The organism is Paenibacillus sp. RC73 (assembly GCF_044908085.1).
Classification (GTDB): domain Bacteria; phylum Bacillota; class Bacilli; order Paenibacillales; family Paenibacillaceae; genus Paenibacillus; species Paenibacillus terrae_A.
Map to the genome: position 1 here is coordinate 1 of NZ_JBIYCV010000007.1, position 25,805 is coordinate 25,805.

General features: G+C 41.3%; 25 protein-coding genes, 15 tRNA genes, 1 rRNA gene and 1 pseudogene. 33 read left to right on the forward strand and 9 right to left on the reverse strand.

What is annotated here, in order from left to right; translation table 11 throughout:
• The 16 genes from ABH897_RS17175 to ABH897_RS17250 form a co-directional block, all read left to right on the forward strand.
• Window positions 1-759, forward strand: a 23S ribosomal RNA gene (locus ABH897_RS17175); the annotation flags it as partial.
• A gap of 67 nt (window positions 760-826) precedes the next feature.
• A tRNA-Asn gene (locus ABH897_RS17180) sits at window positions 827-902 on the forward strand.
• A gap of 3 nt (window positions 903-905) precedes the next feature.
• Window positions 906-997: transfer RNA gene (locus ABH897_RS17185), tRNA-Ser, on the forward strand.
• Window positions 998-1,014: 17 nt separating this feature from the next.
• Window positions 1,015-1,086: transfer RNA gene (locus ABH897_RS17190), tRNA-Glu, on the forward strand.
• 69 nt (window positions 1,087-1,155) lie between these two features.
• Window positions 1,156-1,231, forward strand: a tRNA-Val gene (locus tag ABH897_RS17195).
• Window positions 1,232-1,258: 27 nt separating this feature from the next.
• Window positions 1,259-1,332, forward strand: a tRNA-Met gene (locus tag ABH897_RS17200).
• Between the two features lie 25 nt (window positions 1,333-1,357).
• Window positions 1,358-1,434, forward strand: a tRNA-Asp gene (locus ABH897_RS17205).
• A gap of 39 nt (window positions 1,435-1,473) precedes the next feature.
• Window positions 1,474-1,546 (forward strand) — tRNA-Phe (locus tag ABH897_RS17210).
• A 22-nt stretch (window positions 1,547-1,568) separates the two neighbouring features.
• A tRNA-Thr gene (locus ABH897_RS17215) sits at window positions 1,569-1,644 on the forward strand.
• A gap of 5 nt (window positions 1,645-1,649) precedes the next feature.
• A tRNA-Tyr gene (locus tag ABH897_RS17220) sits at window positions 1,650-1,735 on the forward strand.
• 7 nt (window positions 1,736-1,742) lie between these two features.
• Window positions 1,743-1,816 (forward strand) — tRNA-Trp (locus ABH897_RS17225).
• Between the two features lie 19 nt (window positions 1,817-1,835).
• A tRNA-His gene (locus tag ABH897_RS17230) sits at window positions 1,836-1,908 on the forward strand.
• Between the two features lie 12 nt (window positions 1,909-1,920).
• Window positions 1,921-1,995, forward strand: a tRNA-Gln gene (locus ABH897_RS17235).
• A gap of 7 nt (window positions 1,996-2,002) precedes the next feature.
• Window positions 2,003-2,074, forward strand: a tRNA-Gly gene (locus tag ABH897_RS17240).
• Between the two features lie 12 nt (window positions 2,075-2,086).
• A tRNA-Cys gene (locus ABH897_RS17245) sits at window positions 2,087-2,161 on the forward strand.
• An 11-nt stretch (window positions 2,162-2,172) separates the two neighbouring features.
• A tRNA-Leu gene (locus ABH897_RS17250) sits at window positions 2,173-2,254 on the forward strand.
• Between the two features lie 45 nt (window positions 2,255-2,299).
• Here ABH897_RS17250 and ABH897_RS17255 read toward each other — a convergent pair.
• The 6 genes and pseudogenes from ABH897_RS17255 to ABH897_RS17280 all read right to left on the reverse strand — a co-directional run bounded on the left by ABH897_RS17255 (window position 2,300) and on the right by ABH897_RS17280 (window position 7,269).
• Window positions 2,300-2,734, reverse strand: coding sequence for a tyrosine-type recombinase/integrase (locus ABH897_RS17255; protein ID WP_404519673.1), 435 nt, complete (start codon window positions 2,732-2,734; stop codon window positions 2,300-2,302).
• Window positions 2,626-2,991, reverse strand: a complete 366-nt coding sequence (locus ABH897_RS17260; protein WP_283653260.1) for a site-specific integrase — start codon at window positions 2,989-2,991, stop codon at window positions 2,626-2,628. The genes ABH897_RS17255 and ABH897_RS17260 overlap by 109 nt, the downstream gene beginning before the upstream one ends.
• A 947-nt stretch (window positions 2,992-3,938) precedes the next feature.
• Window positions 3,939-4,253, reverse strand: coding sequence for a DMT family transporter (locus ABH897_RS17265; RefSeq protein ID WP_283653259.1), 315 nt, complete (start codon window positions 4,251-4,253; stop codon window positions 3,939-3,941).
• Window position 4,254: 1 nt separating this feature from the next.
• Window positions 4,255-4,595, reverse strand: a pseudogene (locus ABH897_RS17270) (DMT family transporter).
• A gap of 107 nt (window positions 4,596-4,702) precedes the next feature.
• Entirely contained in the window at window positions 4,703-5,287 is a 585-nt protein-coding gene (locus tag ABH897_RS17275) for a TetR/AcrR family transcriptional regulator (protein WP_283653258.1), read from the reverse strand.
• Window positions 5,288-5,361: 74 nt separating this feature from the next.
• Window positions 5,362-7,269 (reverse strand): BglG family transcription antiterminator, encoded by a 1,908-nt coding sequence (locus ABH897_RS17280; protein ID WP_283653257.1) that lies wholly within the window; start codon window positions 7,267-7,269, stop codon window positions 5,362-5,364.
• A gap of 158 nt (window positions 7,270-7,427) precedes the next feature.
• Here ABH897_RS17280 and ABH897_RS17285 point away from each other — a divergent pair, with 158 nt between their 5' ends.
• The 8 genes from ABH897_RS17285 to ABH897_RS17320 all read left to right on the forward strand — a co-directional run bounded on the left by ABH897_RS17285 (window position 7,428) and on the right by ABH897_RS17320 (window position 15,171).
• Window positions 7,428-7,736: a PTS sugar transporter subunit IIB gene (locus ABH897_RS17285; protein WP_404581125.1), complete on the forward strand. Its 309-nt coding sequence runs from the start codon at window positions 7,428-7,430 to the stop codon at window positions 7,734-7,736.
• A gap of 16 nt (window positions 7,737-7,752) precedes the next feature.
• On the forward strand, window positions 7,753-8,982 hold the full coding sequence (locus ABH897_RS17290) for a PTS sugar transporter subunit IIC (RefSeq protein WP_283653256.1): 1,230 nt from the start codon (window positions 7,753-7,755) through the stop codon (window positions 8,980-8,982).
• A gap of 20 nt (window positions 8,983-9,002) precedes the next feature.
• Window positions 9,003-9,350: a PTS lactose/cellobiose transporter subunit IIA gene (locus ABH897_RS17295; RefSeq protein WP_283653255.1), complete on the forward strand. Its 348-nt coding sequence runs from the start codon at window positions 9,003-9,005 to the stop codon at window positions 9,348-9,350.
• Between the two features lie 18 nt (window positions 9,351-9,368).
• A complete protein-coding gene (locus tag ABH897_RS17300; protein WP_283653254.1) occupies window positions 9,369-10,808 on the forward strand; it encodes a glycoside hydrolase family 1 protein in 1,440 nt (479 codons plus the stop codon).
• Window positions 10,809-10,858: 50 nt separating this feature from the next.
• The gene (locus ABH897_RS27560; RefSeq protein WP_283653253.1) at window positions 10,859-11,446 is read left to right on the forward strand and encodes a DUF6198 family protein; all 588 of its coding nucleotides are present in this window, start codon (window positions 10,859-10,861) and stop codon (window positions 11,444-11,446) included.
• A 51-nt stretch (window positions 11,447-11,497) separates the two neighbouring features.
• Window positions 11,498-11,764 carry a phosphocarrier protein HPr gene (locus ABH897_RS17310; protein ID WP_283653252.1) on the forward strand — a complete coding sequence of 89 codons (267 nt, stop codon included), beginning with the start codon at window positions 11,498-11,500 and terminating at the stop codon, window positions 11,762-11,764.
• Window positions 11,764-13,494, forward strand: a complete 1,731-nt coding sequence (ptsP, locus tag ABH897_RS17315) for a phosphoenolpyruvate--protein phosphotransferase (RefSeq protein ID WP_404592499.1) — start codon at window positions 11,764-11,766, stop codon at window positions 13,492-13,494. The genes ABH897_RS17310 and ptsP overlap by 1 nt, the downstream gene beginning before the upstream one ends.
• A gap of 639 nt (window positions 13,495-14,133) precedes the next feature.
• Window positions 14,134-15,171, forward strand: a complete 1,038-nt coding sequence (locus ABH897_RS17320; protein WP_283653250.1) for an aldo/keto reductase — start codon at window positions 14,134-14,136, stop codon at window positions 15,169-15,171.
• 389 nt (window positions 15,172-15,560) lie between these two features.
• Here ABH897_RS17320 and ABH897_RS17325 read toward each other — a convergent pair whose 3' ends face one another.
• Together ABH897_RS17325 and ABH897_RS17330 are read right to left on the reverse strand one after the other, a co-directional pair.
• The gene (locus ABH897_RS17325; protein WP_283653249.1) at window positions 15,561-16,043 is read right to left on the reverse strand and encodes a YbaK/EbsC family protein; all 483 of its coding nucleotides are present in this window, start codon (window positions 16,041-16,043) and stop codon (window positions 15,561-15,563) included.
• Between the two features lie 19 nt (window positions 16,044-16,062).
• On the reverse strand, window positions 16,063-16,647 hold the full coding sequence (locus tag ABH897_RS17330; RefSeq protein ID WP_283653248.1) for a LysE family transporter: 585 nt from the start codon (window positions 16,645-16,647) through the stop codon (window positions 16,063-16,065).
• Window positions 16,648-17,041: 394 nt separating this feature from the next.
• Between ABH897_RS17330 and ABH897_RS17335 the strand changes: the two genes are divergently transcribed.
• Entirely contained in the window at window positions 17,042-17,935 is an 894-nt protein-coding gene (locus tag ABH897_RS17335) for a LysR family transcriptional regulator (protein ID WP_404519502.1), read from the forward strand.
• On the opposite strand, the gene ABH897_RS17340 is transcribed toward ABH897_RS17335, so the two are convergent.
• Window positions 17,857-18,063, reverse strand: a complete 207-nt coding sequence (locus ABH897_RS17340) for an aldo/keto reductase (protein ID WP_349361870.1) — start codon at window positions 18,061-18,063, stop codon at window positions 17,857-17,859. The genes ABH897_RS17335 and ABH897_RS17340 overlap by 79 nt on opposite strands.
• Before the next feature lie 159 nt (window positions 18,064-18,222).
• Between ABH897_RS17340 and ABH897_RS17345 the strand changes: the two genes are divergently transcribed.
• The 8 genes from ABH897_RS17345 (at window position 18,223) to ABH897_RS17380 (ending at window position 25,765) form a co-directional block, all read left to right on the forward strand.
• Window positions 18,223-18,801, forward strand: coding sequence for a TetR/AcrR family transcriptional regulator (locus ABH897_RS17345; RefSeq protein ID WP_283653246.1), 579 nt, complete (start codon window positions 18,223-18,225; stop codon window positions 18,799-18,801).
• Window positions 18,802-18,970: 169 nt separating this feature from the next.
• Window positions 18,971-19,756 carry an SDR family NAD(P)-dependent oxidoreductase gene (locus ABH897_RS17350; protein WP_283657305.1) on the forward strand — a complete coding sequence of 262 codons (786 nt, stop codon included), beginning with the start codon at window positions 18,971-18,973 and terminating at the stop codon, window positions 19,754-19,756.
• Between the two features lie 198 nt (window positions 19,757-19,954).
• Window positions 19,955-20,707 (forward strand): SDR family NAD(P)-dependent oxidoreductase, encoded by a 753-nt coding sequence (locus ABH897_RS17355; RefSeq protein WP_283653243.1) that lies wholly within the window; start codon window positions 19,955-19,957, stop codon window positions 20,705-20,707.
• Window positions 20,708-20,753: 46 nt separating this feature from the next.
• Window positions 20,754-21,833 (forward strand): alkene reductase, encoded by a 1,080-nt coding sequence (locus ABH897_RS17360; RefSeq protein WP_404519503.1) that lies wholly within the window; start codon window positions 20,754-20,756, stop codon window positions 21,831-21,833.
• An 881-nt stretch (window positions 21,834-22,714) separates the two neighbouring features.
• Window positions 22,715-23,728: an NADP-dependent oxidoreductase gene (locus ABH897_RS17365; protein WP_283656325.1), complete on the forward strand. Its 1,014-nt coding sequence runs from the start codon at window positions 22,715-22,717 to the stop codon at window positions 23,726-23,728.
• Between the two features lie 10 nt (window positions 23,729-23,738).
• Window positions 23,739-23,915 (forward strand): hypothetical protein, encoded by a 177-nt coding sequence (locus tag ABH897_RS17370; RefSeq protein ID WP_404581117.1) that lies wholly within the window; start codon window positions 23,739-23,741, stop codon window positions 23,913-23,915.
• A 140-nt stretch (window positions 23,916-24,055) separates the two neighbouring features.
• Window positions 24,056-24,628, forward strand: a complete 573-nt coding sequence (locus tag ABH897_RS17375; protein ID WP_283653240.1) for a TetR/AcrR family transcriptional regulator — start codon at window positions 24,056-24,058, stop codon at window positions 24,626-24,628.
• 438 nt (window positions 24,629-25,066) lie between these two features.
• Window positions 25,067-25,765 (forward strand): SDR family oxidoreductase, encoded by a 699-nt coding sequence (locus tag ABH897_RS17380; RefSeq protein WP_283653239.1) that lies wholly within the window; start codon window positions 25,067-25,069, stop codon window positions 25,763-25,765.
• Window positions 25,766-25,805 lie beyond the last annotated feature (40 nt).

Consider the following 25,805-nt stretch of genomic DNA (forward strand, 5'->3'; position numbering starts at 1 on the left):
GAGACTTGAGCGCCAGCTTGAGAGGAGGCATCCTTGGGATACCACCCTGATCGTATCTAGGTTCTAACTTGGTACCGTGATCCGGTACGAGGACAGTGTCAGGTGGGCAGTTTGACTGGGGCGGTCGCCTCCTAAAGAGTAACGGAGGCGCCCCAAGGTTCCCTCAGAATGGTTGGAAATCATTCGAAGAGTGCAAAGGCAGAAGGGAGCTTGACTGCGAGACCTACAAGTCGAGCAGGGACGAAAGTCGGGCTTAGTGATCCGGTGGTACCGCATGGAAGGGCCATCGCTCAACGGATAAAAGCTACCCTGGGGATAACAGGCTTATCTCCCCCAAGAGTCCACATCGACGGGGAGGTTTGGCACCTCGATGTCGGCTCATCGCATCCTGGGGCTGAAGTAGGTCCCAAGGGTTGGGCTGTTCGCCCATTAAAGCGGTACGCGAGCTGGGTTCAGAACGTCGTGAGACAGTTCGGTCCCTATCTGTCGTGGGCGTAGGAAATTTGAGAGGAGCTGTCCTTAGTACGAGAGGACCGGGATGGACGTACCGCTGGTGTACCAGTTGTTCCGCCAGGAGCACCGCTGGGTAGCTATGTACGGAAGGGATAAGCGCTGAAAGCATCTAAGCGTGAAGCCCCCCTCAAGATGAGATTTCCCAATTAGTAAGACCCCTTGAAGACGACGAGGTAGATAGGTTGGGGGTGGAAGTGCAGTAATGCATGGAGCTGACCAATACTAATCGGTCGAGGGCTTATCCTAAAGTATAGGACGCAATGGAGTTTCGGATCCAGTTTTCAGGGTGTAACCTTGAATAAATGATTATTATTCCCTGATAGCTCAGTTGGTAGAGCACTCGACTGTTAATCGAGTTGTCACAGGTTCGAGTCCTGTTCGGGGAGCCATATGGAGAGGTGTCCGAGTTGGCCGAAGGAGCACGATTGGAAATCGTGTAGGCGCCAAAAGCGTCTCGAGGGTTCGAATCCCTCTCTCTCCGCCAGATATTATTTATTGTGTGGCCCGTTGGTCAAGCGGTTAAGACACCTCCCTTTCACGGAGGTAACAGGGGTTCGATTCCCCTACGGGTCATTAACTATTTTATAAAAGAGCTTGAAATAAAAAGCTTGTAATGGTATAATATGTGAAGTGTTGCGTTGTGGAGGCTTAGCTCAGCTGGGAGAGCATCTGCCTTACAAGCAGAGGGTCGGGGGTTCGAGCCCCTCAGCCTCCACCACTTGGAAAATTGAATACTTATTATTGTCGCGGGGTGGAGCAGTTCGGTAGCTCGTCGGGCTCATAACCCGAAGGTCACAGGTTCAAATCCTGTCCCCGCAATTAATTTCCCTTAGGAAATACCCTTGGAACTGTGGTGTAGAGGCCTAACATGCCTGCCTGTCACGCAGGAGATCGCGGGTTCGAATCCCGTCAGTTCCGCCATTTTAGTAATACAATGTTTGTCGAAGAGGCTTAGAATAAGGCTCGGTAGCTCAGTCGGTAGAGCAGAGGACTGAAAATCCTCGTGTCGGCGGTTCGATTCCGTCCCGAGCCACTCTTAATTGAATAATTTATGTGCCGGTGTAGCTCAACTGGTAGAGCAACTGACTTGTAATCAGTAGGTTGGGGGTTCAAGTCCTCTCGCCGGCACCATTTTTGGAGGATTAGCGAAGTGGCCAAACGCATCAGACTGTAAATCTGCTCCCTTACGGGTTCGGTGGTTCGAATCCATCATCCTCCACCAGTTTTATAGGGGCATAGTTTAAAGGTAGAACAACGGTCTCCAAAACCGTTGGTGTGGGTTCAATTCCTGCTGCCCCTGCCAAATTTTTTTTGTCTTTGCGGCGATCGTGGCGAAGTGGTTAACGCACCGGACTGTGACTCCGGCATTCGTGGGTTCAAGCCCCATCGGTCGCCCTTTACCTTTAATGGGGATTAGCCAAGCGGTAAGGCAACGGACTTTGACTCCGTCATGCATAGGTTCAAATCCTATATCCCCAGCCATCTTAATGCGGACGTGGCTCAGCGGTAGAGCATCGCCTTGCCAAGGCGAGGGTCGCGGGTTCGATTCCCGTCGTCCGCTTTGTAATACTCTGGCGCCATAGCCAAGTGGTAAGGCAAAGCTCTGCAAAAGCTTTATTCCCCAGTTCAAATCTGGGTGGCGCCTCCATAATTGAATATGCCGGCGTGGCGGAATGGCAGACGCGCTCGACTCAAAATCGAGTGGGAAACCGTGGAGGTTCGAGTCCTCTCGCCGGTACCAATCAAAACTCGTGATAGTTCATTAGATTTTTCTAATGAGCTTTTTTTATATTTTTATGACCTCATTCATTTTATTGGCTGTGGTTGAATAATCGCTATGGCCCAGCCATTCCTGAACTTCCTTCATGCCCACACTGCTGGCTAACAATAGACTGGCGTAGCTATGCCGAAGATCGTGGAATCGAATACGTCTGAAGCTGTGCTTCTCCAGAAAATACGGGAATTGCTGTGTCAGGTAACCCGGCTTGATGCGTTCTCCTAATGCGTCCACATAAATATATTCCAGGTAATCGGTGCAGTAAGCGTTGCCGTAAGATAAGCGATTGGCTTCTTGTTGCTCCTTCATGCGAACCAGAAGCTCATAAAAGGTATCTACCAGCGGTAGGGTTCGACGACTGGCTTTGTTCTTTGTTCGATCCTTCTCGATTTCAATGTACTTCCCATTGAGGTTGCCAGATGTAACCGTATGTTTGATTGTAATGTGCGATTGGTTAAATCAACGGCTGACCATTTAAGTCCAACGATTTCGCTTCTCCTTAGTCCGTAAAAAGCCGCAAGTATCACAGCTAGCTCAATTTTTTTGCCCCTTATAACCGAAAAGAGCAGAACAGCCTCTGTTGCTTTTACAGCATTTTTTTCGGTTTCTTCCGCGAGTGCCTGTTCTTCCATGTGATAATTCTTTCTGGCTTCCTGGAGCAAGATTTCGGCTTTGTTTTTGGATGTTTTATTACCTGCCAATAATAGCTATACTCTTAGTAGATAGAAGCTAGTAAATCTTAGAAGGAGAAGGCCGCTCGTATTCTGTTTAATATTGATGGCGCCATAGCCAAGAGGTAAGGGATAGCTTTGCAAAAGCTCGATCCTAGTTCGAATTGTGCTTTGCCCGTCTATATCAAATAAGAAGAGGTAGCCTTTAATGGATATGATAATTCTGGTCGTGGCATGTATTGACAAAGCCGTACCCTGTGGTTAAAAAGGGGCAGAAATGCAACATATCTATGCGGATAAATGGGGACTCTCGGTGCTATGTCAAAAAAGACGCAATGTTAGGAGTAGCGGTCCCTAAGCAAACCGTCTGGTTCTAATCTTGTCCTCTTAGTCACGGCGACAAAATACTCTTGGTTCATAGATGATTGACACCTACTTGCTATTATTCGTTCATTCGCTATCTTTTCAGCCGATGATCTAAGTTTCGAGCAAATTTCGATAAACCTTATCATTTACATGCGGGTTAAACAATCCAAGGACCACACTGAGAGACTCTTACATTGCTCTACTGCCCGATAAAATCTTGCCACCTCATAGGGCATGGCAGATCCGCAGAGAAGGTGAATATCCGCCCCTGCGAAGTTTTCCTGAATGCGCTATTTTCCAAAAACTCTGCAATCCATAACAATTATGTTGTAGTCCAGATTCAATTCCTCCGTCATATAAAGTTCATTTCCTTCCAGAACATACACGTTTCCCATCTTCTCTGGCTTAAACAAGTGAATGAAATGGGCCAGATGATTGTTAGGGTTTTCTTCTGTTATTAGGGGCAGAGAGGTAGGCTTAAACCGCTGCATTCCTTCCTCAGAAAAACTTTCCCGTACACGAGCTGAGAAAGAGACGGCATTTGATTCTCTTTTTTGATAATAAACCTTAAATAAACCGGGCTGTAAATGGCTTATACAGCTTTGCAGGCATTATGAAACTGCTTTGAGTCCAACAACACCAACAACAATGATAATGATGCTTATAATGCGCCCAATGCTTTTTGATTCATTGAAAAAAAACATGTTTACTAGAACGGCAGCTAAAGTTCCTATTCCAATCCAAACAGCATAGGCAATGCTGAGTTGAAGATAGTTAAAGGAAGCGTATAGAAAAGCAAGAGCACCTCCAAATCCACCAAAGAACATCAGTATGTTCAAAATGGATTTCCTTTGGCTGAATTTTTTTAAACCGATGACTCCAATAAGTTCCAATAGAGCAGCAATAAATACGAATAGCCAACCCATATCAACGAGCTCCTTTTGCTGATCTAGATTCTGGCTTATTATCGAATAGTTTCAATGCAATAACTCCAATGACCAGGATCCCCATAAACAGACCTTTTGCAACACTGAATTCCGCTTCAAAAATAATAATGTCCATTAGAGCCGTACCTACTGTACCTGCTGCTGCAAAAATGGCATAAACGGTACCTGTCGGCAATGACTCACATGCTTTTGAAAGAAACTGTTGATAATAATAGTAATGATGATAATCCAGTGCCACCAAGTGTTGGCAACATTAAATCCAAAAACCCAAAATAATTCGAATAGAGAAGTTAAAATGACAAAAATCCAACCCTTATTCATAGACCATTTTTCCTTTCCGAAATTCACAAAAGTCACCAGACTATTAATGAATGAACATCAGTCATATTATTTCAAAAAAATAAATGCAGATTTTCCAGTACTCTTTTTCATGTTCTCCATAATGATCTTTTTATGAAATTAAATACCCGAGTCTTAAATACGTTCAGGGGTTCTTCTTGTTCAAGGCCAATGTAAAATCGTTCGGCAGCATTTTCAATCAGATTTATGATAAGTTTGGCAGTCCATTTTGCATGAAGGTCACTGATGATCTCATTATTGTTAATGGCTTTCAATAATATGTCCTCAAGCCAAGTATAATAAGGAGAATAGATTGCTTCCCATTTTTCCAGGGAATGATCGATAGCAAGACCTGAGTAACAAAGGACAAGGATTTCTTTGTATGAATCGGTTATGTTGAAGGTTTCGTTTATTACAATATCCAGCACCTCCCAAAAGCTTTCTTTATCTTGTGCTTTTTCTTTGATTTTACTAAAAGTAATGGTCAGAAGATTATCTGCAATCGCTGGGATTAACGCTTTTTTGGATGAGAAATATAAATAAAACGTTCCTTGTGCAACGCCTGCTTTTTTTACGATATCTGAAATGGCCGTCTTATCATATCCTTTTTCCGTAATGACCTCAATAGCCGCGTTTAAAATGAGATTGTATTTCCCATCAGAGAAATTTGCCAATATTCATTACCCTCCTACTTGAATGTGAATGATTATCATTCATTATACGAGAATGTGGTAATACTGTCGAAAAATTATTCCCAGCAGGTGATTAATTGATTGATAAAATGATCGAAGCTATGAACGGAAGATAACAGATTCACATGTTTATCGTCCGTCAATATAGTGGCGAGTGCATCGAATACGTCGCGGAATATTTTTCGATCCTCCCCGCTGACGGTGATTAATAATACAATTTTCACGTTAAAATTATCCCATTTGATGCCATTCGGATTCAAATAAATGAACATGCCCGTTTTGCGGGATTCCATTTTGATCGCATGAGGAATAGCAACTTGTCCGAACGCGGTAGAGGACATCGCTTCCCGTTCCATAATTTTGGCGAAAAAATCTTCGTCCGTATAACCATCCCGGTTCATGATGTGACAGATAAAACGTAAAACGTCTTCTTTCTCGCATCTTTCCGTGGAGTTGCAGAAATGTCTTTCGTCCAAAAAAGATTTTAAATAAAGCTTAAATTGATTTTTCTTTTTTTGCTCTTTTAATTCAAATAGTTTGTTCGATACTTTTTTTAGGTCGCTTTCAACAAAAAACGGAGTTATCACAACATAAGGGACTTCAGGAATTTTGTGTAATTGGACGGAAGAAATAATAAAATCGCTTGTTGCGTATTTCAAATCGCTCTCATCGGTTACAATCGAATGAATCGAAATATCGTCGCTAAAATACTGCTGTAATTTATTGATCATTTGCACATTCATACTGTAGTAAAGTGGAAACAGTACCGTGCATGAGATTTTTACGTTCGTTTGCCGCTGCAAATCAATGGCATACCCCAGGTGAAAAGCTAGATAAGCAATTTCATCATCGCTAATTCTATAGCCGGTTTTTTCTTTAATCACATGCGAAGCATGAACGGCGCAATCATAAATGAGTGGGCATTCTCTTTTGATCGTATTCGTTAATGGATTTTTCGTCGAATAATGATTTTTTAATCTCATTAAAAGATTTTTAATATGCAGCGTAAAACGCATAATAAAATCTGCATCAATAATGTTGATGTAGTAATATTTATCCAAGTCGGTTGCGATTTCACTGACCAAATCAATACAATCTGTTCCGGCAATACGTTCCAGGTCACTAATTTCGGTTTGGGTAAAGTTAACGTTTGTTCCATTGCATGAAATTAAGATCGCTAAATCAGCGATTTCGTCTTCTGAATATTGTACTTGAAAATAAGACTCCAATTTTAAGGCAATTTCTTTGGCGATTAAATAAGTAGTGTTGTTGGTAGTATAATTCACAGTCTTATTTAAAAACTGAAAATCATGTTTCATTCTGTCCAGAGCAATGGTAATATGGATGACCACATTGGTTAAATAAAAATCATTGGTAAAAAAGTGATGGGAAGAAAAGGTTTCAATGACAGCTTCCCGAATATAATCCACATTTAAATCCCGATAAAATCTTTTGATTTTATCGATATCAATAAAACTTCCGTTGGCCTCCTCGTACAAAATACTACTCATTAATTTGCGCTTGTCCTTTTCTTTGCCTCGTAAACCTAGATGCTCCTTAACCAAACTCAATTCCAAGTTGTTTTTAGTAAGCTTTTCTTTAATAAGCTTTAAATCCAGTCTCAGTGTTGACTCACTGATAAACAGAGCGTCGCTTAAATCGTAAATATAAATGGGCTCATTGGTTTGCACCAGTTTTTTCAGAATATACGCCATTCTTTCGGATTGGGTTTGCGGGATTGCTTTTTGTTCACTGGTTAGAAACCTATTTACTTGATCGGTATTGACCTTATAACCTTTATTCGAAGATAGGATTAACCCGTGGTGAATTGCATTAATCTCACTTATATAAGATTTGATGGTCCGTTTGGACACATCATATTTGTCCGCCAAACTTTGCGATGAAATCCATTCATTGTTATATGAGATTAAATATTGAATCAAATCAATATACTGCGTTTTCATGGTATGATCCCTCGCTTTAAAATGTTGCACCCTAGGGGTGCATTTTTTTATTTGAGCCCGTTTTGGGGTTTGTATTATAGTTTGGTTGTAACAAAGATAGCGCTGTCAAATCATTATAAATAAAAGCAAGGAGGATTACCATGGGAAATACAAAAGAAATGTTAAACGTGTTGTTAGTTTGCGGATCCGGAGCAAGCTCCGGCTTTATGGCTGCCAATATTCGCAAAGCCGCTAAAAAAAGAAACTTGAACATGGACATCAAAGCCAGAGGGGAAGCGGAAATCGAAAATTACATTCATGATATTGATGCTTTATTAGTCGGTCCACATTTAGCATATATTATGGATGATATCAACGAGCTTACCAAAGATACAGATGTCAAAGTGCTCTTAATGAAGCCTTCTTATTATTCCACTTTGGATGGGGAAGCGGCTTTGGATGATATGATGAATGAGTTGAACAGCTAAAAAGGGGATAAGGAAAATGAACAAATTAATGGAATGGCTGAAAAACGACTTCTCTCCGAAGATGAATAAAGTCAATAACAATGTATGGATCGTCACGCTCAAGGATTCCGTCATGCAACTATTGCCTTTCATTCTTCTGGGATCGGTATTTTGCCTGCTCACCATCCCCGGCGATGTCTATCAAATCAAAAACTACCCTAATTTTTGGGTTCCGTTCGGATGGACGATGGGCATGCTTTCGCTCTTGGTTTCTTTCCTGATTCCGTTCAATTTGATGGAGAAAAAGAAGTTAAGAAAGCAGCGGTTTATCGCCGGTTGCACCAGTTTGATTGTTTTCTTGATCATCATTACTCCCCAGGTCGTCAAAGACGGTGCGGTTGGCTTTTCCCATAGTTCTTTGGGAACCGGAGGTATGTTCGTTGCCATCATCGCCGCTCTTTTCACCGGATATATCATGAGTCTTTTCGGAAAATTCTCTTTTTTCAAGGAAGATTCCGTCATCCCGGACTTTGTCAGAGCCTGGTTTGATTCCATGCTTCCCATCGGTATCACTTTGGTTATGGCTTGGGTGTTGGTCGATATCGTTCATGTTGATATATACAACATCATTTTAAATATTTTTATGCCGTTGGCCAACGTGGTAGAGACGCCTTGGGGATTCATCCTGATTATATTTTTATACTGTTTCTTATATTCCATGGGGATCTCCAGTTGGGTGTTAACCCCTGTCACCAAACCGATTTTTCTGGCGGCCATTACCTCAAACGCGACCATGGGGGCGCATAATCTTGTAACGGCCGAAACGATTTTTTCGGCATACTTGTTTGTAGGCGGCGTAGGCTGTACGTTACCCCTGGTTATTATGCATGTCTTCTCTAAAAGCACCAAGCTAAAAGCGCTGGGACGCGCAAGTTTAGTCCCTTCCATCTTTAATATCAACGAGCCTTTGGTATTCGGTTCGATCGTATGGAACCCCATATTGATGCTGCCGATGTGGATCACGGGGATCATCTTGCCGGCGATCGTTTGGATCGGGACCAAAGTCATTCCTTTCGGCTCCATCCCGAAAGTGATCTTCGATCTGTGGTATGCTCCTTTTCCAATCTCCACGTGGATTACGACAGGAACGATCACAGGCATTATTTTGATGCTAATCTGCGTCGGGGTAGCTACGCTGATTTGGTACCCATTTTTCAAAACCTACGAAAAACAAGAACTTGAAAAAGAATTGCCGCAAACCAATTAATCTGTTAAGGAGATTTTATTATGACTTCGGAACAAGTAGCTCAAGAGGCGATGCAAATCATTTTGCACGCAGGGGAAGCAAGAAAGCATTGTACGGATGCCTTAAAGGATATTGAAAAAAGCGACTTTGACGGCGCTAAGGAAAAGATGAAATTAGCCAACGCGGAAATTGTGATCGCTCATCGCGTGCAAACGAATTGCATCCAAAAAGAAACAGAAGGAGCAAATGGAGAGTACTCGGTTTTATTTGCCCATGCGCAAGACACGCTCATGACGGTCTATAGTGAAATTAATATTGCCAAGCGGTTAATCGATATTTTTGAGAGTTTTAATCAGAGGCTGACCCAATTAGAAATGACCAATAAATAAAGGGAGGAAGTAATAAAAATGAAAAATATTCCATCAGGATTTCCAGCCGATTTTTTATGGGGAGGAGCTATCGCTGCTAATCAGGCAGAAGGCGCTTACAATGTGAACGGAAAAGGGTTAAGCGTAGCGGATATTAATGAATATACGGATGAAATTCCTTTAGATAAAAAGTACAATACAGAACTGACTATGGACTATATTAAGGAAGCTATGCAAAATGAAGAGCGAATTTTTCCAAAACGTTGGGGAATCGATTTCTATCATTCTTATAAAGAAGACTTGAAATTGTTGAGCGAACTTGGACTCAAAACCTTTCGCACCTCGATCAATTGGACAAGAATTTTTCCGAACGGTGACGAAGAGCAGCCGAATGAAGAAGGTTTGAAATTTTATGATAACCTGATCGACGAAATTATAGCGAACGGGATGGAGCCAATGATCACCCTGTCCCATTACGAAATGCCGCTGCATTTGACCTTGGCTTATAAAGGTTGGTACTCCAGAGAAATGATCGAGTTTTTTGTCCGCTTTAGCAAAGTGATTCTTGATCGGTACCATAAAAAGGTGAAATATTGGATTGTTATTAATCAAATCAATTTGATTGTTCATGAATCCTTTAACCATCTGGGCATTGCGGAAGATGTAGTAGATGATTTAGCTTCCGCCAAATATCAAGGTGTGCATAATGAAATGGTAGCTTGCGGTTTGGTCACGAAGTATGCCAAAAACCTGGATTCCAACTTGCAAATCGGGATGATGCTCTGCGGGGGACCGTCCTATCCGGCTACCAGCAAACCGGAAGATGTATTCGCCACCGTGCGCAATAATCAAATGGAGTACTTTTTCTCCGATGTGTTAATGCGCGGATATTATCCTGGCTATGCTTTCCGTTATTTCCACGACAACAATATTACCGTTGAATTCGCGGAAGGCGACGAAGAAGCATTGAGAAATACGGCTGACTTTATGTCATTTTCCTACTACTATACTCGCATTTTTGATGAAGAAAGTTTGAAAAACAAGACAGGACCTTACCGCAATTTTGAACTTCCGGCCAATTCATGGGGATGGACGATTGATCCGATTGGTCTTCGCACCTTGCTTAACCTGTTTTATGACCGGTATCAATGTCCTATTTATATCACGGAAAATGGGGTTGGCTACCATGACAAATTAGAAGAGAATAATTCGATCCATGATCCTTATCGGGTTGACTATTATCGGACTCATATCGAGCAAATGAAAGAAGCCATTAAGGATGGGGTGGATCTAAGAGGCTATTATGCTTGGGGACCGATTGATATCGTTAGTTGTTCATCCTCGGAAATGAGCAAACGCTACGGATTTATTTACGTGGATCAGGATGATTACGGCAAGGGCAGTAAAAAGCGCTTCCGGAAAGACAGCTTTTACTGGATGCAAAAAGTGATCGCTTCTAATGGAGAAAATCTGGATTGAGGTTGTGTAAATACCCGTCTTTTGCGAAATTTAGCGGTCGATTGGTTATTGTGGCCGTTGCCACCTTGTTAAGCGCTATAGCCGTCAATTTATTTATCGAGTGCAATATAGGATCCGATACATTAACGGTTTTATTGGATGGATTGCATAAAAGTCTCGGAGTTAGTGTCGGTCTTGCAAGCTTTTGCGTAAGTATTGTTTTTCTGGCTGCGGGTCTTTTGTTAAATCATAAATCAATTGGTTTTTCTTCCATTATGTATTCCTTTTTGATAGGACCCTTGATTAATTGGATTCATCCGTTTATTGCCAATATGGAGCTGTCTAATTTATCGTTATTCATAAAAATCGTCATTGTCATCCTGGCTAACTTTTGTTTCTCCATCACTTATGTGTTGTTGATGAATTTTGGCAACGGCATGTATGCCTTAGACGCTATATTGCGATATACGGAGTCAAAATTCGGATTAAGGTATGATATCGGCAGAATCGGCGTAGATGCCGTCTTTTTAAGCGCCGGATTCTTTTTCGGGGGGATCGTGGGTATCGGAACGGTTATAGCGTTTGCTTTAACCGGACCGGGAACCATGCTGCTAGAAAAAATGCTATTGAAATTAGGAAGATTGTATAAGGTGAATTGAAAAAAAGCGCAAGTTACGCCAAAGATTCAACTTATATAGAAAGAGGAGACTATGACGGAAAAAACATTTACAGTTATTGATGAGGTTGGCATACACACGCGGCCGGCTTCAATCCTGGTTCAAGCCGCAAGCAAATATAATGCAGAGCTAAATATCGAATATAATGGCAGATGTGTCAACTTGAAATCGATTGTGGGTGTTATGTCTCTGGGTATTCCTCAAGGAGCACAATTTCGAATTGTTGCTGTTGGTTCCGATGCGGATAAGGCGATCCATGGGATTGAAGAAATATTGAAAAACGAGGGGCTTGGTGAGTAATGGGGAATCGCTTAAAGGGAATCGGCGCGTCAGCCGGTATAGCGATCGCCAAAGCCTATCGTCTGGAGGAACTGGAGCTTCAAATTTTAAAGAACAATGTCATTGACAAGGAAGCTGAAAAACAGCGATTGGAGCAAGCCATCAGCCGGTCAAAAGCAGAGCTTGAAAAAATTACGGAATACGTAAACTGTGAGCTTGGCGCCGATAAAGCAGAAATTCTTGCTGCTCAGTTATTGGTGTTAAATGACCCGGAACTATTAAATCCGGTTTTCGAAAACATAAGTATGGAAGGCGTAAATGCGGAATATGCCTTAAAAGAATCAGCCCACAGGTTTATTTCCATGCTTGAATCGATGGAAAACGAATATATGCAGGAACGCGCCAAAGACATCCGCGATGTAATGAAACGGGTGACTGCGCATTTGTTAGAGGTGCAAATTCCCGATCCAAGCCTGATTTCCGAGGAAGTCGTCATCATCGCTGAGGATTTGACACCATCAGATACCGCACAGCTAAATCGCCGATATGTGAAAGGGTTTACGACGGATATCGGTGGCCGTACTTCCCATTCGGCGATCATGGCCCGCTCCATGGAAATCCCGGCTGTAGTCGGAACAAAACAAGCTATTTCAAGGATTGAAAACGGCGTAGTGGTTATTGTTGATGGTTTGGAAGGTGAAGTCATCATTGACCCATCATCAGAAGTCATTGCTCAATATGAAGCGAAAAAAGTAAAATACGAAGCGCAAAAAGCACAGTGGGCGAATTTAGTTCATGAGCCGACGGTAACTAAAGATGGCGTGCATGTCGAACTGGCCGCAAACATTGGTACACCGGCTGATGTTAAAAGTGTGTTGGAAAATGGAGGAGAAGCGGTTGGGCTTTACCGTACAGAGTTTCTCTACATGGGAAAAGACAGGCTTCCGACAGAGGATGAGCAGTTTGTTGCTTATAAAACCGTTTTGGAAAAAATGCAAGGGAAGTCGGTGGTTGTCCGTACGTTGGACATCGGTGGCGATAAAGAACTGCCTTACTTGAAACTACCCAAAGAAATGAACCCGTTTTTAGGCTTTAGGGCGATTCGTTTATGTTTGGAAGAACAGGACATTTTCCGCACGCAATTACGCGCTTTGTTACGTGCGAGTGTCTATGGAAACTTGAAAATCATGTTCCCGATGATTGCAACATTATCTGAATTTAAGGAAGCAAAAACTATTCTTATGGAAGAACAAGAAAAGCTTGCGGGAAGAGGAGTAAAAGTAGCAGAGCAAATTGAAATCGGCATGATGGTGGAAATACCGTCTACGGCCGTTATGGCTGATCTATTTGCCAAAGAGGTTGACTTCTTTAGCATCGGAACCAATGATTTGATCCAATATACTATGGCTGTCGATCGTATGAATGAACGCGTATCCTACTTGTATCAACCCTTCAACCCGGCGGTTTTACGGCTGATTTCAATGGTTATTGACGCAGCGCACAAAGAAGGAAAGTGGGTTGGGATGTGTGGAGAAATGGCCGGCGATCCACTGGCCGTTCCTATATTGCTTGGCTTGGGACTCGATGAGTTCTCCATGAGCGCAACCTCGATCCTTCCGGTACGTACGCAACTCAGAGATCTGACCGGAGAACAGGCAAAAAGCATAAAAGAGGCCGTTCTTTCCCTGAAAACCTCGGAAGAGGTCGTCGAGTATGTAAAGAAGACATTTTATATCGAATACTCCTTATGAAGACGGGGCTGTCTCAAAAGTCATAAATGAATGAGGGACGGCCCACTTCAAAAAAAATGTAACACAAAAAGAAGCCAGTCCTTGGTAAAATGGAAGTGTCGAGCAACCTTTTACAAAGGACTCGCTTTTTTTGTACACGGAATATACCATGGAGCAACTGTTTTTGCCAATGGATTGGAAGAAGCTATATTATGCATATGGCAGAAAGTCGGGAAAAAGATAAATCTACATCTTCAAGTGACGTTGCCTTAAGGCTAATACAATCTGCGAAACAAGGAAGTAAACCAGCCTAAAGTCAGTGTCTTTTTTTTGGCCGGAGTCTAGTTGATGAACAAAGCACTATAAAAAACCATTTCTTTACCGAGCGTTCTAGATATGTTATACTGATGATGCAAGCTAGGGAAATGCAACGGCAAGAAGTGAAGAATTTAAAGAGCACACAGTTGCCCCCTACATGTAATGGCTACCTCAATTCTTTTTAGAATGATCATTCTTTAATTTTGCAGGAGTATTAAACAAGGAGGAACCTTTATTCAATTTAATATCTAGTTAATCGGTTTGTAAAAGAAAATTAATGAGGTTGCCGTACTGAAAAAATTTTTCGTTTAAATATTAACGAGCAGAGGGGAATGGGTGAAGATGGAATATCGTGTATTAGGCAGTACAGGTCTTAAAGTAAGCAGTTTTGTATTAGGTACAGGTACATTTGGTTTTTGGGGAAACAACACGAAGAAAGAGTGTGAACCCATTCTGGATGAAGCTCTGGCTGCAGGAGTCAACCTGATCGATACAGCCGATGTCTATTCAAGTGGTCAAGCAGAAGAAATTTTAGGTGAACTGTTAAAAGGACGCAGGGAGGATATCCTTTTGGCCACTAAAGGTGGTTTTCCCATGGGCAGTGGACCCAATCAATCTGGTAGCTCGAAATATTGGATCAAACGAGCAGTAGAGGATAGTTTACGAAGACTTCAAACCGATTATATCGATTTGTATCAACTACACCTGCCTGATGTTAACACCGATATTGAAGAAACTCTTGATGCGCTTACGGATCTGGTTAGAGAAGGGAAGATTCGCTACATTGGCACATCGAACTTTCAAGCATGGCAAGTAACAGAAGCTCAATGGACTAGCGAACGTAAAAATGCAGCACGTTTTGTCTCTGAGCAATCCCCGTATTCCATTTTAAACCGAAGTATCGAATTCGATTTGCTTGCTGCCACAGCAAAATACGGAATGGGCGTTTTGGTTTGGAGTCCACTTTCGGGTGGTCTATTAACTGGTAAATACCGATTTGGGGAATCATACTCCTCCGATTCAAGAGCAGCCACCTTTGCGGGAAGCTTAAAATCTGTTGTCGACCCTAATCGGGAAGAAAACCGGACCAAGTTTGAAATCATAGCAAAGCTTCAAACACTTGCAGATGAAGCGGGGTTAACTTTACCGCATCTGGCCATGGCCTTTACACAATCTCATCCTTCCATAACTTCAGCCATCATTGGGGCTAGAACGATCGAGCAGCTCCGGGAAACTTTAAAGGGCAGTGACGTTCGATTGAGCAGTGATGTACTTGATGCGATAGATGCGATTGTTCCGCCAGGAGTGACCCTGGATGCGATGGAAAAAGGATGGACCCCCGATTGGTTACAAGCAGACAAGCGTAGAATCAATGGGTAAACACGTCATGGAACATTTGAAAGCAGCAAAAAGGGAATAATTTTATGGAAGAGAGCAAGTTTTAGGTTGAGGAAATGACCTTCAGTGTGAGATAAGCCAAAACACCTTCAAAAGATTACTTCCCAGACAAACTTTGGAGGTGTTTTGGCATTGGTAATAAGAATGGCAGGTGTAAGGTGTCTCAGGAGGGACATTCGAAACAGGTCACATGTAACAGATTGAATGTCGTGGTCGCTTGGATGAAAATCACTTTGAGAAAGCTTGAGAATACCCGGACATGGTGCACGAACCCCCTGGTATGCTGCTTAAGGAGAGCGTACGCTTTGAGAAGCCACCCCCCAAAAAAATAGGCTGCTAATATAACCATGCATAATGAATTTTATGGCTTACTACTGATGGTATAAATCCCAGCCTTTACACACATCAATCCATGCAATAGCGTGTCCATAGGTAAATAATTCATCAGGAGAAAGTTCGATGACTTTTGTCGGACTTCCACAAGCGGGAAAAAGGGAGTCGAAACGCTTAACAGAAATATCGATATATACTGGTATATCCTCTTTAATTGCAAATGGACATACACCACCAACCTGTTGATCTATTTGTTCCATCACTTCATCAGCGGTCAACATCCTTGCTTTGAGTCCAAAAAAATGTCTGAATTTCTTATTATCAATACCGGCATCTCCAGCCATCACAATAAGCATACAGCCATCGTTTTTTCTTAGACTCAGTGTTTTTGCAATACGAGATGGAACTACACCTATTGTTTCTGCCGCCTGTTCGACCGTGGCACAGGAACTATCAAAATTTTTGATTCTGTCTCCCATGTTAAGCTTTTCGAAATAGCTTCGAACCTTTTCAAATGACATAATCCAATCTCCTTTTATTTCATATTAAACTTAATGCACTGTAAACCAATAGCAATGCCATCATTAAATTAATTGGGCGCCAATACTTATTTATGATTTTATGCAGGATTACCCCGCCTATCGCCCATAGGTGCGTTGCTCCATCACCAATAATAGTAGCCAAAACAATAAAACCGGCTACCGCTGCAAAAGATGAATAATACGGAAGAACATAGCCTGTAAATATCGTAATTCCCCATAAAATTATTTTTACATTTACAAATTGCAGAATAAAGCCACGCATAAATGAAGTAGAGCCTTCCTCGGCATCGGAGCTGGATGGCTTGCTTATTGCCGTATAATAAGCAAGCCACAAAATATAAGCACACCCAATGTACTTCATATATGGCATTGCAGTAGGTATATACTTTGCGAGGACTACACTAAACATTCCACATATGACCATCACACTAAAAAAACCAAAATAGACTCCAAATATCAATTGTTTACTTCGCTTCATTCCATTGTTGCTAACTGCATTTAAGACTAATATATTATTAGGGCCCGGCGAAAGAGCTGTTGTAATTGCATAAGACAAGAAAGATACCCACATTACTGTACTCACCTAAATAAACCTTCTTTCAATATCATTTAAAGTAAAGATCTATTTTATTCCGTATATCCTCCTGGATCGGTTGCTCCACTTTATGAAACGATACCACAAATAAAAATATTAAAAAAATCGAAATAATAAAACTTATGATTCAGTATTATTGAATTATAGAAAGGAGATCTGCGAGAACCAAGCCATGGACTGACGGCACACCATTAAGCAATGGATAGATTCTGTTATATTTTTGAATGTTATCTCAAACAACTTGCTCGCGTATTTACTCCTTACATCCCCCTTGACAGGTTGTTTTACTTATGATAGAGTTCTGCGAACTAAATATTAATTAAATCGATATTGCAAATATTAAAATTCGATTAAATCGAATTATGTTTAGGGGTCATTAACTATGGAATTAAAGTATCTTAACACTGTCAAAACAATTTTGGAGACTGGAAGCTTTCAAAATGCTGCACGTAAACTCAATTATACGCAGTCCACAGTCACCTTCCAGATACAACAATTAGAGCAAGAACTATCAGTAAAATTATTTGAAAGAATTGGGAGAAAAATGATCCTAACACAAGCGGGGAAGGATATTTTACCGTACATTGATACGATTATTCAATCTTCCGAGCAAATCAGTAATTATGGTAAAAGCATTCTCGAAATGAGCGGTACACTAAAGGTAGCCATGCCCGAGTCGCTATTAATCTATAAGATGCAGCCTGTACTTAGAGCATTTAAAGAACGGGCTCCTAACGTAAAGTTATCGTTGCAAGCATTAAATTGTTATATAATAAGAGACCAAATCATTAACGGTGGAGCAGATATTGCAGTGCATTATGATGTGGGTGGGTACTCTCCAACAATATTAACTGAACCTATTGTCAATTTGGGCATGGCCTTAATTGCTTCGCCTAACTTACCAATCAATCAAAGGGATTTTTTGCAAGGAAACCAAAGAAAATCGGTCAGCTTGATCATTAATGATCCAGATAGCATTTTCCAGCAAATGTTTGATCAATACTTGAAAGATAAAGGTATTGTACTTGACAACACCCTTGAGTTATCAAGTATTGAAGCAACTAAACAAAGTGTGATAAGTAATTTAGGGGTGGCATATCTACCGCAATTTACAGTCGAAGAAGAATTGAAAAATAAATCTTTGATAAAACTCAAAACAGAGCTTGACACACAAAAAATCACAGCAATTTGTGCTTATCATAAAAACAAGTGGATAAGCTCCTCTATGGAATTATTCATTCGACTGATGAAAGAATTAATTTTGCTACCTGTATAATGTAAGGCAGTATTCTTCCCTTTTCTGACCAGATACGTAAGCGCATCAAGAGTTTTTTCAATATTGGTATGAACATCAGGTCGGTGTAGTTGATGCAAATGGATATAATCGGTTTGAAGTCTTCGCAAACTATCCTCTTCAGCTTGATTGCTCCATTATTTTGAGCTGTGAGATTGATTTGATCCACATGAGAGCATAATGGTGGGGAGGCTGCAAACGTATTTAACATGCTTTTTCTTTACTGATCGTTCCCGATATGTTAAATTCTTAAGAAGGAGGGAACTGAAATGTCAAGAAACAAGGAGTTTGATGAGACCAAGGTATTGGATAAGGCGATGCAACTTTTTTGGGAACAGGGCTACGAGAAAACATCCATGTCCGATTTGGTTGAGCATATGGGCATCCATCGCAGAAGCTTGTATGACACATTTGGCGACAAACATACGCTTTTTCTAAAGGCGATGGATCGTTATGAAAGTAAAGTCAACGCCTCTCTTACAGGAGGAGTTAAACGTTCCAAGACTGCAACGGAAGCCCTACAATTTATTGTTGGCATCCTGATCAGTGGGGAAACGGACTCGCCTTCCGGCTGCTTAATGGTAAATTCGGCGGTCGAATTGGCAGCGCGCGATGCCGATGTTAATAAAAAGTCTACTGAGGCGTTTACAACAGAAGAGCAACTACTCAAGGAAATAATTTTTTGGGGGCAACGAGACGGTGAATTCAGCTCTGATTACGACGCTGGGGAATTGGCAGAGTATCTGCATAATGTAGGAGTTGGATTAAGGAGTATGGCAAGAACCTCGATTCCCAGAGAGAAACTTCACCGTATAGCCAACATATCAATGCAGTTTTTAGAAAAATGATTTGATTAATATTTTTTTCACATTACTAGAATAATCGTTCTCGTATGTACAATCTCTCCATGCCGCTCTTTATTAGAGGTCTTTTATATGGAGAACGAACATTCAAATCAATAATCTTATTGAATGCTGAAAAACGGTTAATACTAAAAAATAGAGGTGAACTTGTAAGATGAGAAAAACTGTACTTATCACTGGAGTATCTGGCGGGATTGGAAAAGAATTGGCAGATCGTTTCGCCAAGGATGGATATGATTTGGTGCTGGTGGCGCGTAGTGAGAGTAAGCTTGTGGAGCTTGGTAAAGAATACAAAAAAAAATATGACACCCGAGCGACGGTCATCGCCAAGGATGTCGCGTCGCACGGTGTGCCGGAGGAGATTTTCGCGGAGCTCAAGGAGAAGGGGATCGTCGTCGACTATCTTGTCAATAATGCTGGTTTTGGTTTATTTGGGACATTTTTGGAGACGAAGTTAGAGGAAGAGACGAATATGATTGACGTCAATATAAAGGCCCTAACGATTATGACAAAGTTGTTCGTGCCGGATATGGTTAAACGCGGCGAAGGAGGCGTGATGAATGTCGCTTCATTGGTGGCTTTTTTTCCGGGACCTATGATGTCAGTTTACTACGCAACGAAGGCGTATGTGCTGTCGTTCACCGAGGCTCTTGAAAACGAATTGAACGGAACGGGCGTGACTGTGACGGCACTATGTCCAGGTCTGACATCAACCGGCTTCGTTGATCGTTCGGGTATGGGGGCCTCGAAACTGTTCCAGAATGGGGCTATCATGGAGGCCGGGCAGGTAGCTGAGGAAGGTTATCGAGGCTTTTTACGCGGCAAGACATTCATAATGCCAGGGGCTCGCAACCGATTAATGAAGTTCATTCCACGATTACTGCCACGCAAATTGGTGACCCGTATGGTTAGATTCACCCAAAACAGAACAGGGCATTGACCTGATTTTCTATAACATCCAAAGCAATGCTAAATCTGCTGACGGTCTATTGGTCACCTCTTATTAAAAATACTTTACTGATCATTCTAAAAATGCTATGCTTAGACCAAGTTAGATCTAACTCTTATTTTTTTAACTAAAGTAGAATGATCATTCTTCAATTATCTAAATAATATTTTTTAAAAGGGAGAGAATCGTATGAAGTACACAGTTATTACAGGAGCGAGCTCAGGAATAGGATATGAGACAGCATTGGCCTTTGCGTCTCGCGGCAAAAACTTGATTATTGTAGCTAGAAGATTGGAAAAATTAGAAGAGCTTAAATCAAAAATTCAAGGAATAAATTCAGATTTAGACGTTGTAATTCTTACAAGTGACCTGTCGGTTACTGATCAGGCCTATACCCTGTATAACGATTTAAAGGAGTATCAAATTGAGACTTGGATTAATAATGCCGGGCTTGGTGAATCCTCTTTTGTAGTGGATCAGAATTTAGATAAAGTTGAAGCTATGCTGCGTGTTAATATAGAAACCTTAACAATTCTCTCTACTCTATATGCACACGATTATGCTGATATAGAAGGAACTCAGTTAATTAACGTATCTTCAGCACTTGGTTATGCTGTTGCCGTTAGCAGTGTTACTTATTCTGCAACTAAATATTATGTTAGTGCCTTCACCGAAGGGCTTGCAAAAGAACTGGAACTGAAAGGTGCGAAAATGAAGGCAAAAGTTTTAGCACCAGCCATAACGGAAACGGAATTTGCGAAAAAATCAATAGATGCTGAAGAATTTGATTTTAAAGCAAACATGCCTAAGTATCACACTGCGAAGCAAATGGCGGGCTTCATGGTGGATCTTTATGATAGTAACGAAGTGGTAGGAATTGTAGACCAGAACTATAATTTCAATTTGAGAGGGCAAATCTATCCGGTAATTTCAGAATTTTAAATCCAATTGTACATCCGTGCAACTCATTTAAATAGGAGGAATAAAAGTGGAGAAATTATGGAGCAAAACAAAAATTGGTAACATTGAATTGCCTCATCGATTAGCGATGGCACCAATGACACGTAGTCGAGCGCAAGAAGATGGTACACCTGGAGAGTTGGCTGCACTTTATTATGTTCAACGTGCATCCTTAGGACTTCTTATTACGGAAGGTGCACAACCTTCAGATGATGGTCAAGGTTACTTAAGGACACCTGGGATCTATACGGAAAAGCATATTGAAGGGTGGAAAAAGGTTACCGATGCAGTGCATGAAGCAGGCGGGTATATTTATATCCAATTAATGCATGCCGGTCGTATATCGCACCCTGACAATACACCTCATCATCGGCAGCCGGTTGCACCTTCTGCAATTGCACCAGGATTAGAAACGTTTACGGCTACAGGCATGCAGGATATCCCCGTACCACGTGAGTTGAGTAAAGAAGATATTCAAGCGACCATTGCAGATTATCGTAAAGCTGCGGCGGCTGCTATTGCAGCAGGAGCTGACGGTGTTGAAATTCATGGAGCAAATGGTTATCTGATTAACCAATTTATCGGAGAAAATTCGAATACACGGACGGATGAATATGGTGGCTCTATAGAAAATCGTACTCGCTTCGCGATTGAAGTAGCAAAAGCCATCGTTGACGAGATTGGGGCAGAGAGAACTGGCTTCCGTATTTCTCCAGGAACTCCTCTTGGTGGGATTCAAGATGGTGAACAAGGTCCTGATCTTTATCGTTACCTGACGCAAGAATTAGCTAAATTAAATTTGGCTTACCTTCATATTATGCACCTCGGAAACGAAGAACTGCTTCAAGACATTCGATCTCTATGGAAGAATCCGTTGTTAGTCAATCGGGCTGGACGGGCACTGGAAAATCTTAGCGTTGATATCGATAGTGGTCTTGCTGATTTAGCACCTATTGGGGGATGGTCATTGGCTAATCCAGATTTTGTGGAACGGCTTAAAGCAGGCGCTCCATTAAATGAAGCAGATCCTGCAACATTTTATGGTGGTGAAAGCAAGGGTTATACGGATTATCCTACATTGAAAGAATTAGAATCTCAGAAGGGGTAAGTATAGCTTATATGGCAAATATCAACGCTTTACAACCAGCTTGAAGCTGGAAGTGATTCTCTATTTTTTAAACGAAATAGAGGAAATAACAAAGTAGTTTTAAACTTAAACTACAATATAGACAGTAGTGTTTAAAAATGGCGTACAACTAAAAAATTGTACGCCATAAATTTATCTGTGAGTCATCAATGTTATGAGAAAAAAACCTCAGGTCAAATAAAATTATATTTGTATAGTTTCTTGGATCAATCTAAAAATCAGTGCTTGACGCATGGGTTGCACTGTACTGGTAGGCTTTTACTGCATTCGGACGCTATGGGCCGATGTAGATCTTAATGCCTGTTCCACCGATTGAGTACGGGAACACCGGCTTCAGCGGTCAAGTTCCAGATGACTCTGGAGTCGTTGCAACCTTTGCGAGTTATATAAACTTTGGAATGGCAAGTTGGGAGGGTTTGGGATAGGTGCCTCTAGCCCAGGCTTCTATATGAAGAACTTCGGAATTATTGGACAGCCTCTGGATATTCGTTAACGGTTGTTCACGCAGCTCATGATACACATGGATTCGCATCAGTGTTGGGTAGGACTTACAACATTATAGAAATAGGTGGCTTTTCGTATAAATCCATATCTTTTGTCAAGCACTGGTTTTTGTGTTTTGATCCATCTGCACCCGAAGCTAGCAATAGCATTCATGAAACGATTAGTTTGGTTATCTGTATAGTATCGTGCTCATTTTTCTATTGAAATAGTGAAAACTATTGTCTTATCGCTACTTTGAAAAAATACAAGCTCATTTAGATTATGGTATTTAGAAAGTGAAAATAATAAGGTGAACAAACCCAATGAAGGTAACTCAACGGAAGGATGCTGATTTAAAAATGAAAACACTCATGAAAGCAGCTCAGATCACCAAGTACTCAAAAAAAATCCACGCCCAAGTCAATGACATTCCAATTCCAGAGATTGCTGACAACGAAGTTTTGGTAAAGGTCAAAGCTGCAGCGGTCAATCCACTTGAAATGTTGGTTATCACAGGTAGCGTGAAACTGATTCAAGATTATGATTTCCCATTAACGCTTGGTAATGAATTGGCAGGCGTTATCGAAAAAATCGGAAAAAATGTGACAAACTTTTACGTAGGAGACGATATCTATACACGTCTCCCACTAAAAAAAATTGGTGCTTTTGCGGGATATGCCGCAATTGACGCTGCCGCAATCTCCCCCATGCCAAAAAATTTATCCTATGTGGAAGCCGCTGCTGCAGCACTGACTGGACTCACAGCGTATCAAGGTCTACATGAAGAACTTGAGGCACAGTCTGGTAAATCTGTTTTCATTCCAGGTGGATCGGGTAGCTTTGGTCAAATGGCTGTCCCAATCGCAAAGGCAATGGGTCTAAATGTCATTGTTAGTGGCAACGCACAAGCGCGAGAACGCACTTTGGAAATTGGTGCAGACCAATATTTGGATTACACGAAAGAAAACTATGTTGACTTGTTGTCGAATGTCGATTATGTGATTGATACCTTGGGAGCCGAAGAATTTGACAATGAATTAAAAATCATTAAACCGGGCGGAAGATTACTCTCTCTTCGTACAGGACCCAATAAACGTTTCGCAGAAGACAATAACTTTCCATGGTGGAAACAAAAGCTATTTTCTGTTGTTGGCGCAAAGTATGACAACAAAGCCAAGAAACACGACGTGGAATACCGCTTTATCTTCGTTCGTTCTGACGGCGCACAACTAAAAGAGATTACCAAAATCATTGAAAAAAACAACATTGTTCCACCGATTCATCCAACACTATTTACCATAGGCAACGTTAATGAAGCGCTAGAACTAGTCGCAAATGGACGTCCAAAAGGGAAGGTGATTATTAATTTTTAAGGAGAAAATGATGAAAGCAGTACAAATATACGGCTACTCAAAAAAGCTAGAAGCTCACATCAACGATTTGCCTATTCCTGGAATAAACAAACATCAAGTATTGATCAAAACATATGTAGCGGGCGTTAAAGGGACAGCTCAAGGAAAGATTCTTATGACTATACAAGAGGGAGAAACAACAACATAAAGTTGATAAATCGAACTGTTTTTCGGTTGTTCGAATATACTTCAAGGCTTCGAAAGCGCACGCTTGATTTTTTTCGAGTTTTACCCTCACGTTTGCTGATCATCTACTTAAATGTATAATGAATGCATGAGGTGATGGAAATGGCAAGATATAAAGAATTTGAAGTTAATGAAGTATTAGATAAAGCGATACAACTCTTTTGGATGCAAGGGTACGAGAAAACCTCGATGCAAGAATTAGTCGACTTTATGGGAATTCACAGAAAAAGCATCTATGATACTTTTGGGGATAAGCATGCTTTATTTATGAATGCACTCAAACGATACGAGGCTATTCAAAACAACAAAATGAGATTATTGGTTGACAAGCAAGAACCGGTTAAGGAATTAATTCGACAATTTTTTGAGTCCACTCTACAGAAAAAAGGAGACCCCCAAGGGTGTTTCATCGTTAATTCGGGTGTGGAGCTGGGATTATTAGATCCAGAAGTTGCCTCCTTAGTTGAAGATAGCTATTCAAAAACGGAGAAGTTGTTATATAATCTCATTCTTATTGGTCAACAAACAGGTGAATTCGAAGCTCAGCTTGACCCTGAAGCCCTTTCTCATTACTTCATGAATGCTTGGTTAGGGTTACGTACGATGGTCAAAACAGCAACCAGTCAAGAGAAGTTATTCGGTATTATTAATACCACACTGAGCATTTTAGATTGAAAAGGAAATAATATGAGTCTTAAAGCCGCTGATCTGAATAGCGAAGATCAGTGGTACTTTAACAATGACTTATGCTAGAAGTAAATTCTTTACCAATCGTTCTCAATATGGTATATTGGTGATGGGAGGGAAATGGAATGGCAAGGAGCCATTGGATAAAGGGAAAAGGCTCGTTTTACTCAAGTATATTAGAGGCAGCAGAATGGTGAATTCTCCTCTGATTTCGAGGGTAGTATTTATTTTTTCTCTTTATTAGAATGTTCGTTCTTGTATAGTTGAACCTCCTCTTTTCCCTATAGCTATATCATGTAACGAATGAGCGTTCTATATATCTGTTTATAGTAGCTAACTTCATTAATTGCATTTATGGCATGATGAATAGCTCAGAAGAGTAAGATGTTCTGTTATACTCAAAAACAACTAAAGGAGCATAAAAAAATGAATATTTCTGAACAAGTCGCCTTTGTCACCGGTGCGAACCGAGGTCTTGGTCGTCAACTTGCACTTGAACTTCTATCCAGAGGGGCTAAGGTTTATGCTGGTGCAAGAAATCCGGATTCCGTTGACATTCCCGGTGTAACACCTGTAAAACTTGATATTACCAATCCTCAAGAGGTATCTGCAGCTATTCTGGCAGCTAAGGATGTTACGCTTCTGATCAATAATGCAGGCACGTCTACAGGCGCTTCTTTGCTTGACGGAGATCTCGATAAAATACACTTGGAGTTTAATACACACGTCTTTGGCACATTATCCATGGTTCGTGCTTTCGCGCCTATTATTGCAAAGAATGGCGGGGGTTCAATTCTGAATATTCTTTCCGTATTATCTTGGGTTAGTATGGGAAGTGAAGGCGCGTATACGGCTGCAAAGGCGGCAGAGTGGGGAATGACAAACGCACTGCGCTTAAATCTGTATCCTCAAAAAGTGAGGGTAGCTAGCTTGCATGTGGGATTTATGGACACAGACATGACGGCAGGCATTGAAGCTCCCAAATCCAATCCTGCGGATATTGCAAAATTGGCTATCGATGGTTTAGAATCCGATAGTTTTGAAATTATCGCCGACAACGTGAGCCGCACTGTCCAAAGCGGTCTTGCCGGCGGTGTTGCCGCGATATACCCACAGCTAACCTAAGGTGATTTTACGAATTTCTTTGTTGAAGGAAAGGGAGCTA

Excerpts from the sequence above, each read along its gene's own strand:
- ABH897_RS17355 (WP_283653243.1), top strand. The coding sequence starts at position 19,955 with ATGAAGTACACAGTTATTACAGGAGCGAGCTCAGGAATAGGATATGAG.
- ABH897_RS17380 (WP_283653239.1), top strand. The coding sequence starts at position 25,067 with ATGAATATTTCTGAACAAGTCGCCTTTGTCACCGGTGCGAACCGAGGT.
- ABH897_RS17320 (WP_283653250.1), top strand. The coding sequence starts at position 14,134 with ATGGAATATCGTGTATTAGGCAGTACAGGTCTTAAAGTAAGCAGTTTT.
- ABH897_RS17375 (WP_283653240.1), top strand. The coding sequence starts at position 24,056 with ATGGCAAGATATAAAGAATTTGAAGTTAATGAAGTATTAGATAAAGCG.
- ABH897_RS17310 (WP_283653252.1), top strand. The coding sequence starts at position 11,498 with ATGACGGAAAAAACATTTACAGTTATTGATGAGGTTGGCATACACACG.
- ABH897_RS17345 (WP_283653246.1), top strand. The coding sequence starts at position 18,223 with ATGTCAAGAAACAAGGAGTTTGATGAGACCAAGGTATTGGATAAGGCG.
- ABH897_RS17300 (WP_283653254.1), top strand. The coding sequence starts at position 9,369 with ATGAAAAATATTCCATCAGGATTTCCAGCCGATTTTTTATGGGGAGGA.
- ABH897_RS17285 (WP_404581125.1), top strand. The coding sequence starts at position 7,428 with ATGTTAAACGTGTTGTTAGTTTGCGGATCCGGAGCAAGCTCCGGCTTT.
- ABH897_RS17370 (WP_404581117.1), top strand. The coding sequence starts at position 23,739 with ATGAAAGCAGTACAAATATACGGCTACTCAAAAAAGCTAGAAGCTCAC.
- ABH897_RS17265 (WP_283653259.1), bottom strand. The coding sequence starts at position 4,253 with ATGGGTTGGCTATTCGTATTTATTGCTGCTCTATTGGAACTTATTGGA.
- ABH897_RS17295 (WP_283653255.1), top strand. The coding sequence starts at position 9,003 with ATGACTTCGGAACAAGTAGCTCAAGAGGCGATGCAAATCATTTTGCAC.
- ptsP (WP_404592499.1), top strand. The coding sequence starts at position 11,764 with ATGGGGAATCGCTTAAAGGGAATCGGCGCGTCAGCCGGTATAGCGATC.
- ABH897_RS17325 (WP_283653249.1), bottom strand. The coding sequence starts at position 16,043 with ATGTCATTTGAAAAGGTTCGAAGCTATTTCGAAAAGCTTAACATGGGA.
- ABH897_RS17290 (WP_283653256.1), top strand. The coding sequence starts at position 7,753 with ATGAACAAATTAATGGAATGGCTGAAAAACGACTTCTCTCCGAAGATG.
- ABH897_RS17365 (WP_283656325.1), top strand. The coding sequence starts at position 22,715 with ATGAAAACACTCATGAAAGCAGCTCAGATCACCAAGTACTCAAAAAAA.
- ABH897_RS17280 (WP_283653257.1), bottom strand. The coding sequence starts at position 7,269 with ATGAAAACGCAGTATATTGATTTGATTCAATATTTAATCTCATATAAC.
- ABH897_RS17350 (WP_283657305.1), top strand. The coding sequence starts at position 18,971 with ATGAGAAAAACTGTACTTATCACTGGAGTATCTGGCGGGATTGGAAAA.
- ABH897_RS17335 (WP_404519502.1), top strand. The coding sequence starts at position 17,042 with ATGGAATTAAAGTATCTTAACACTGTCAAAACAATTTTGGAGACTGGA.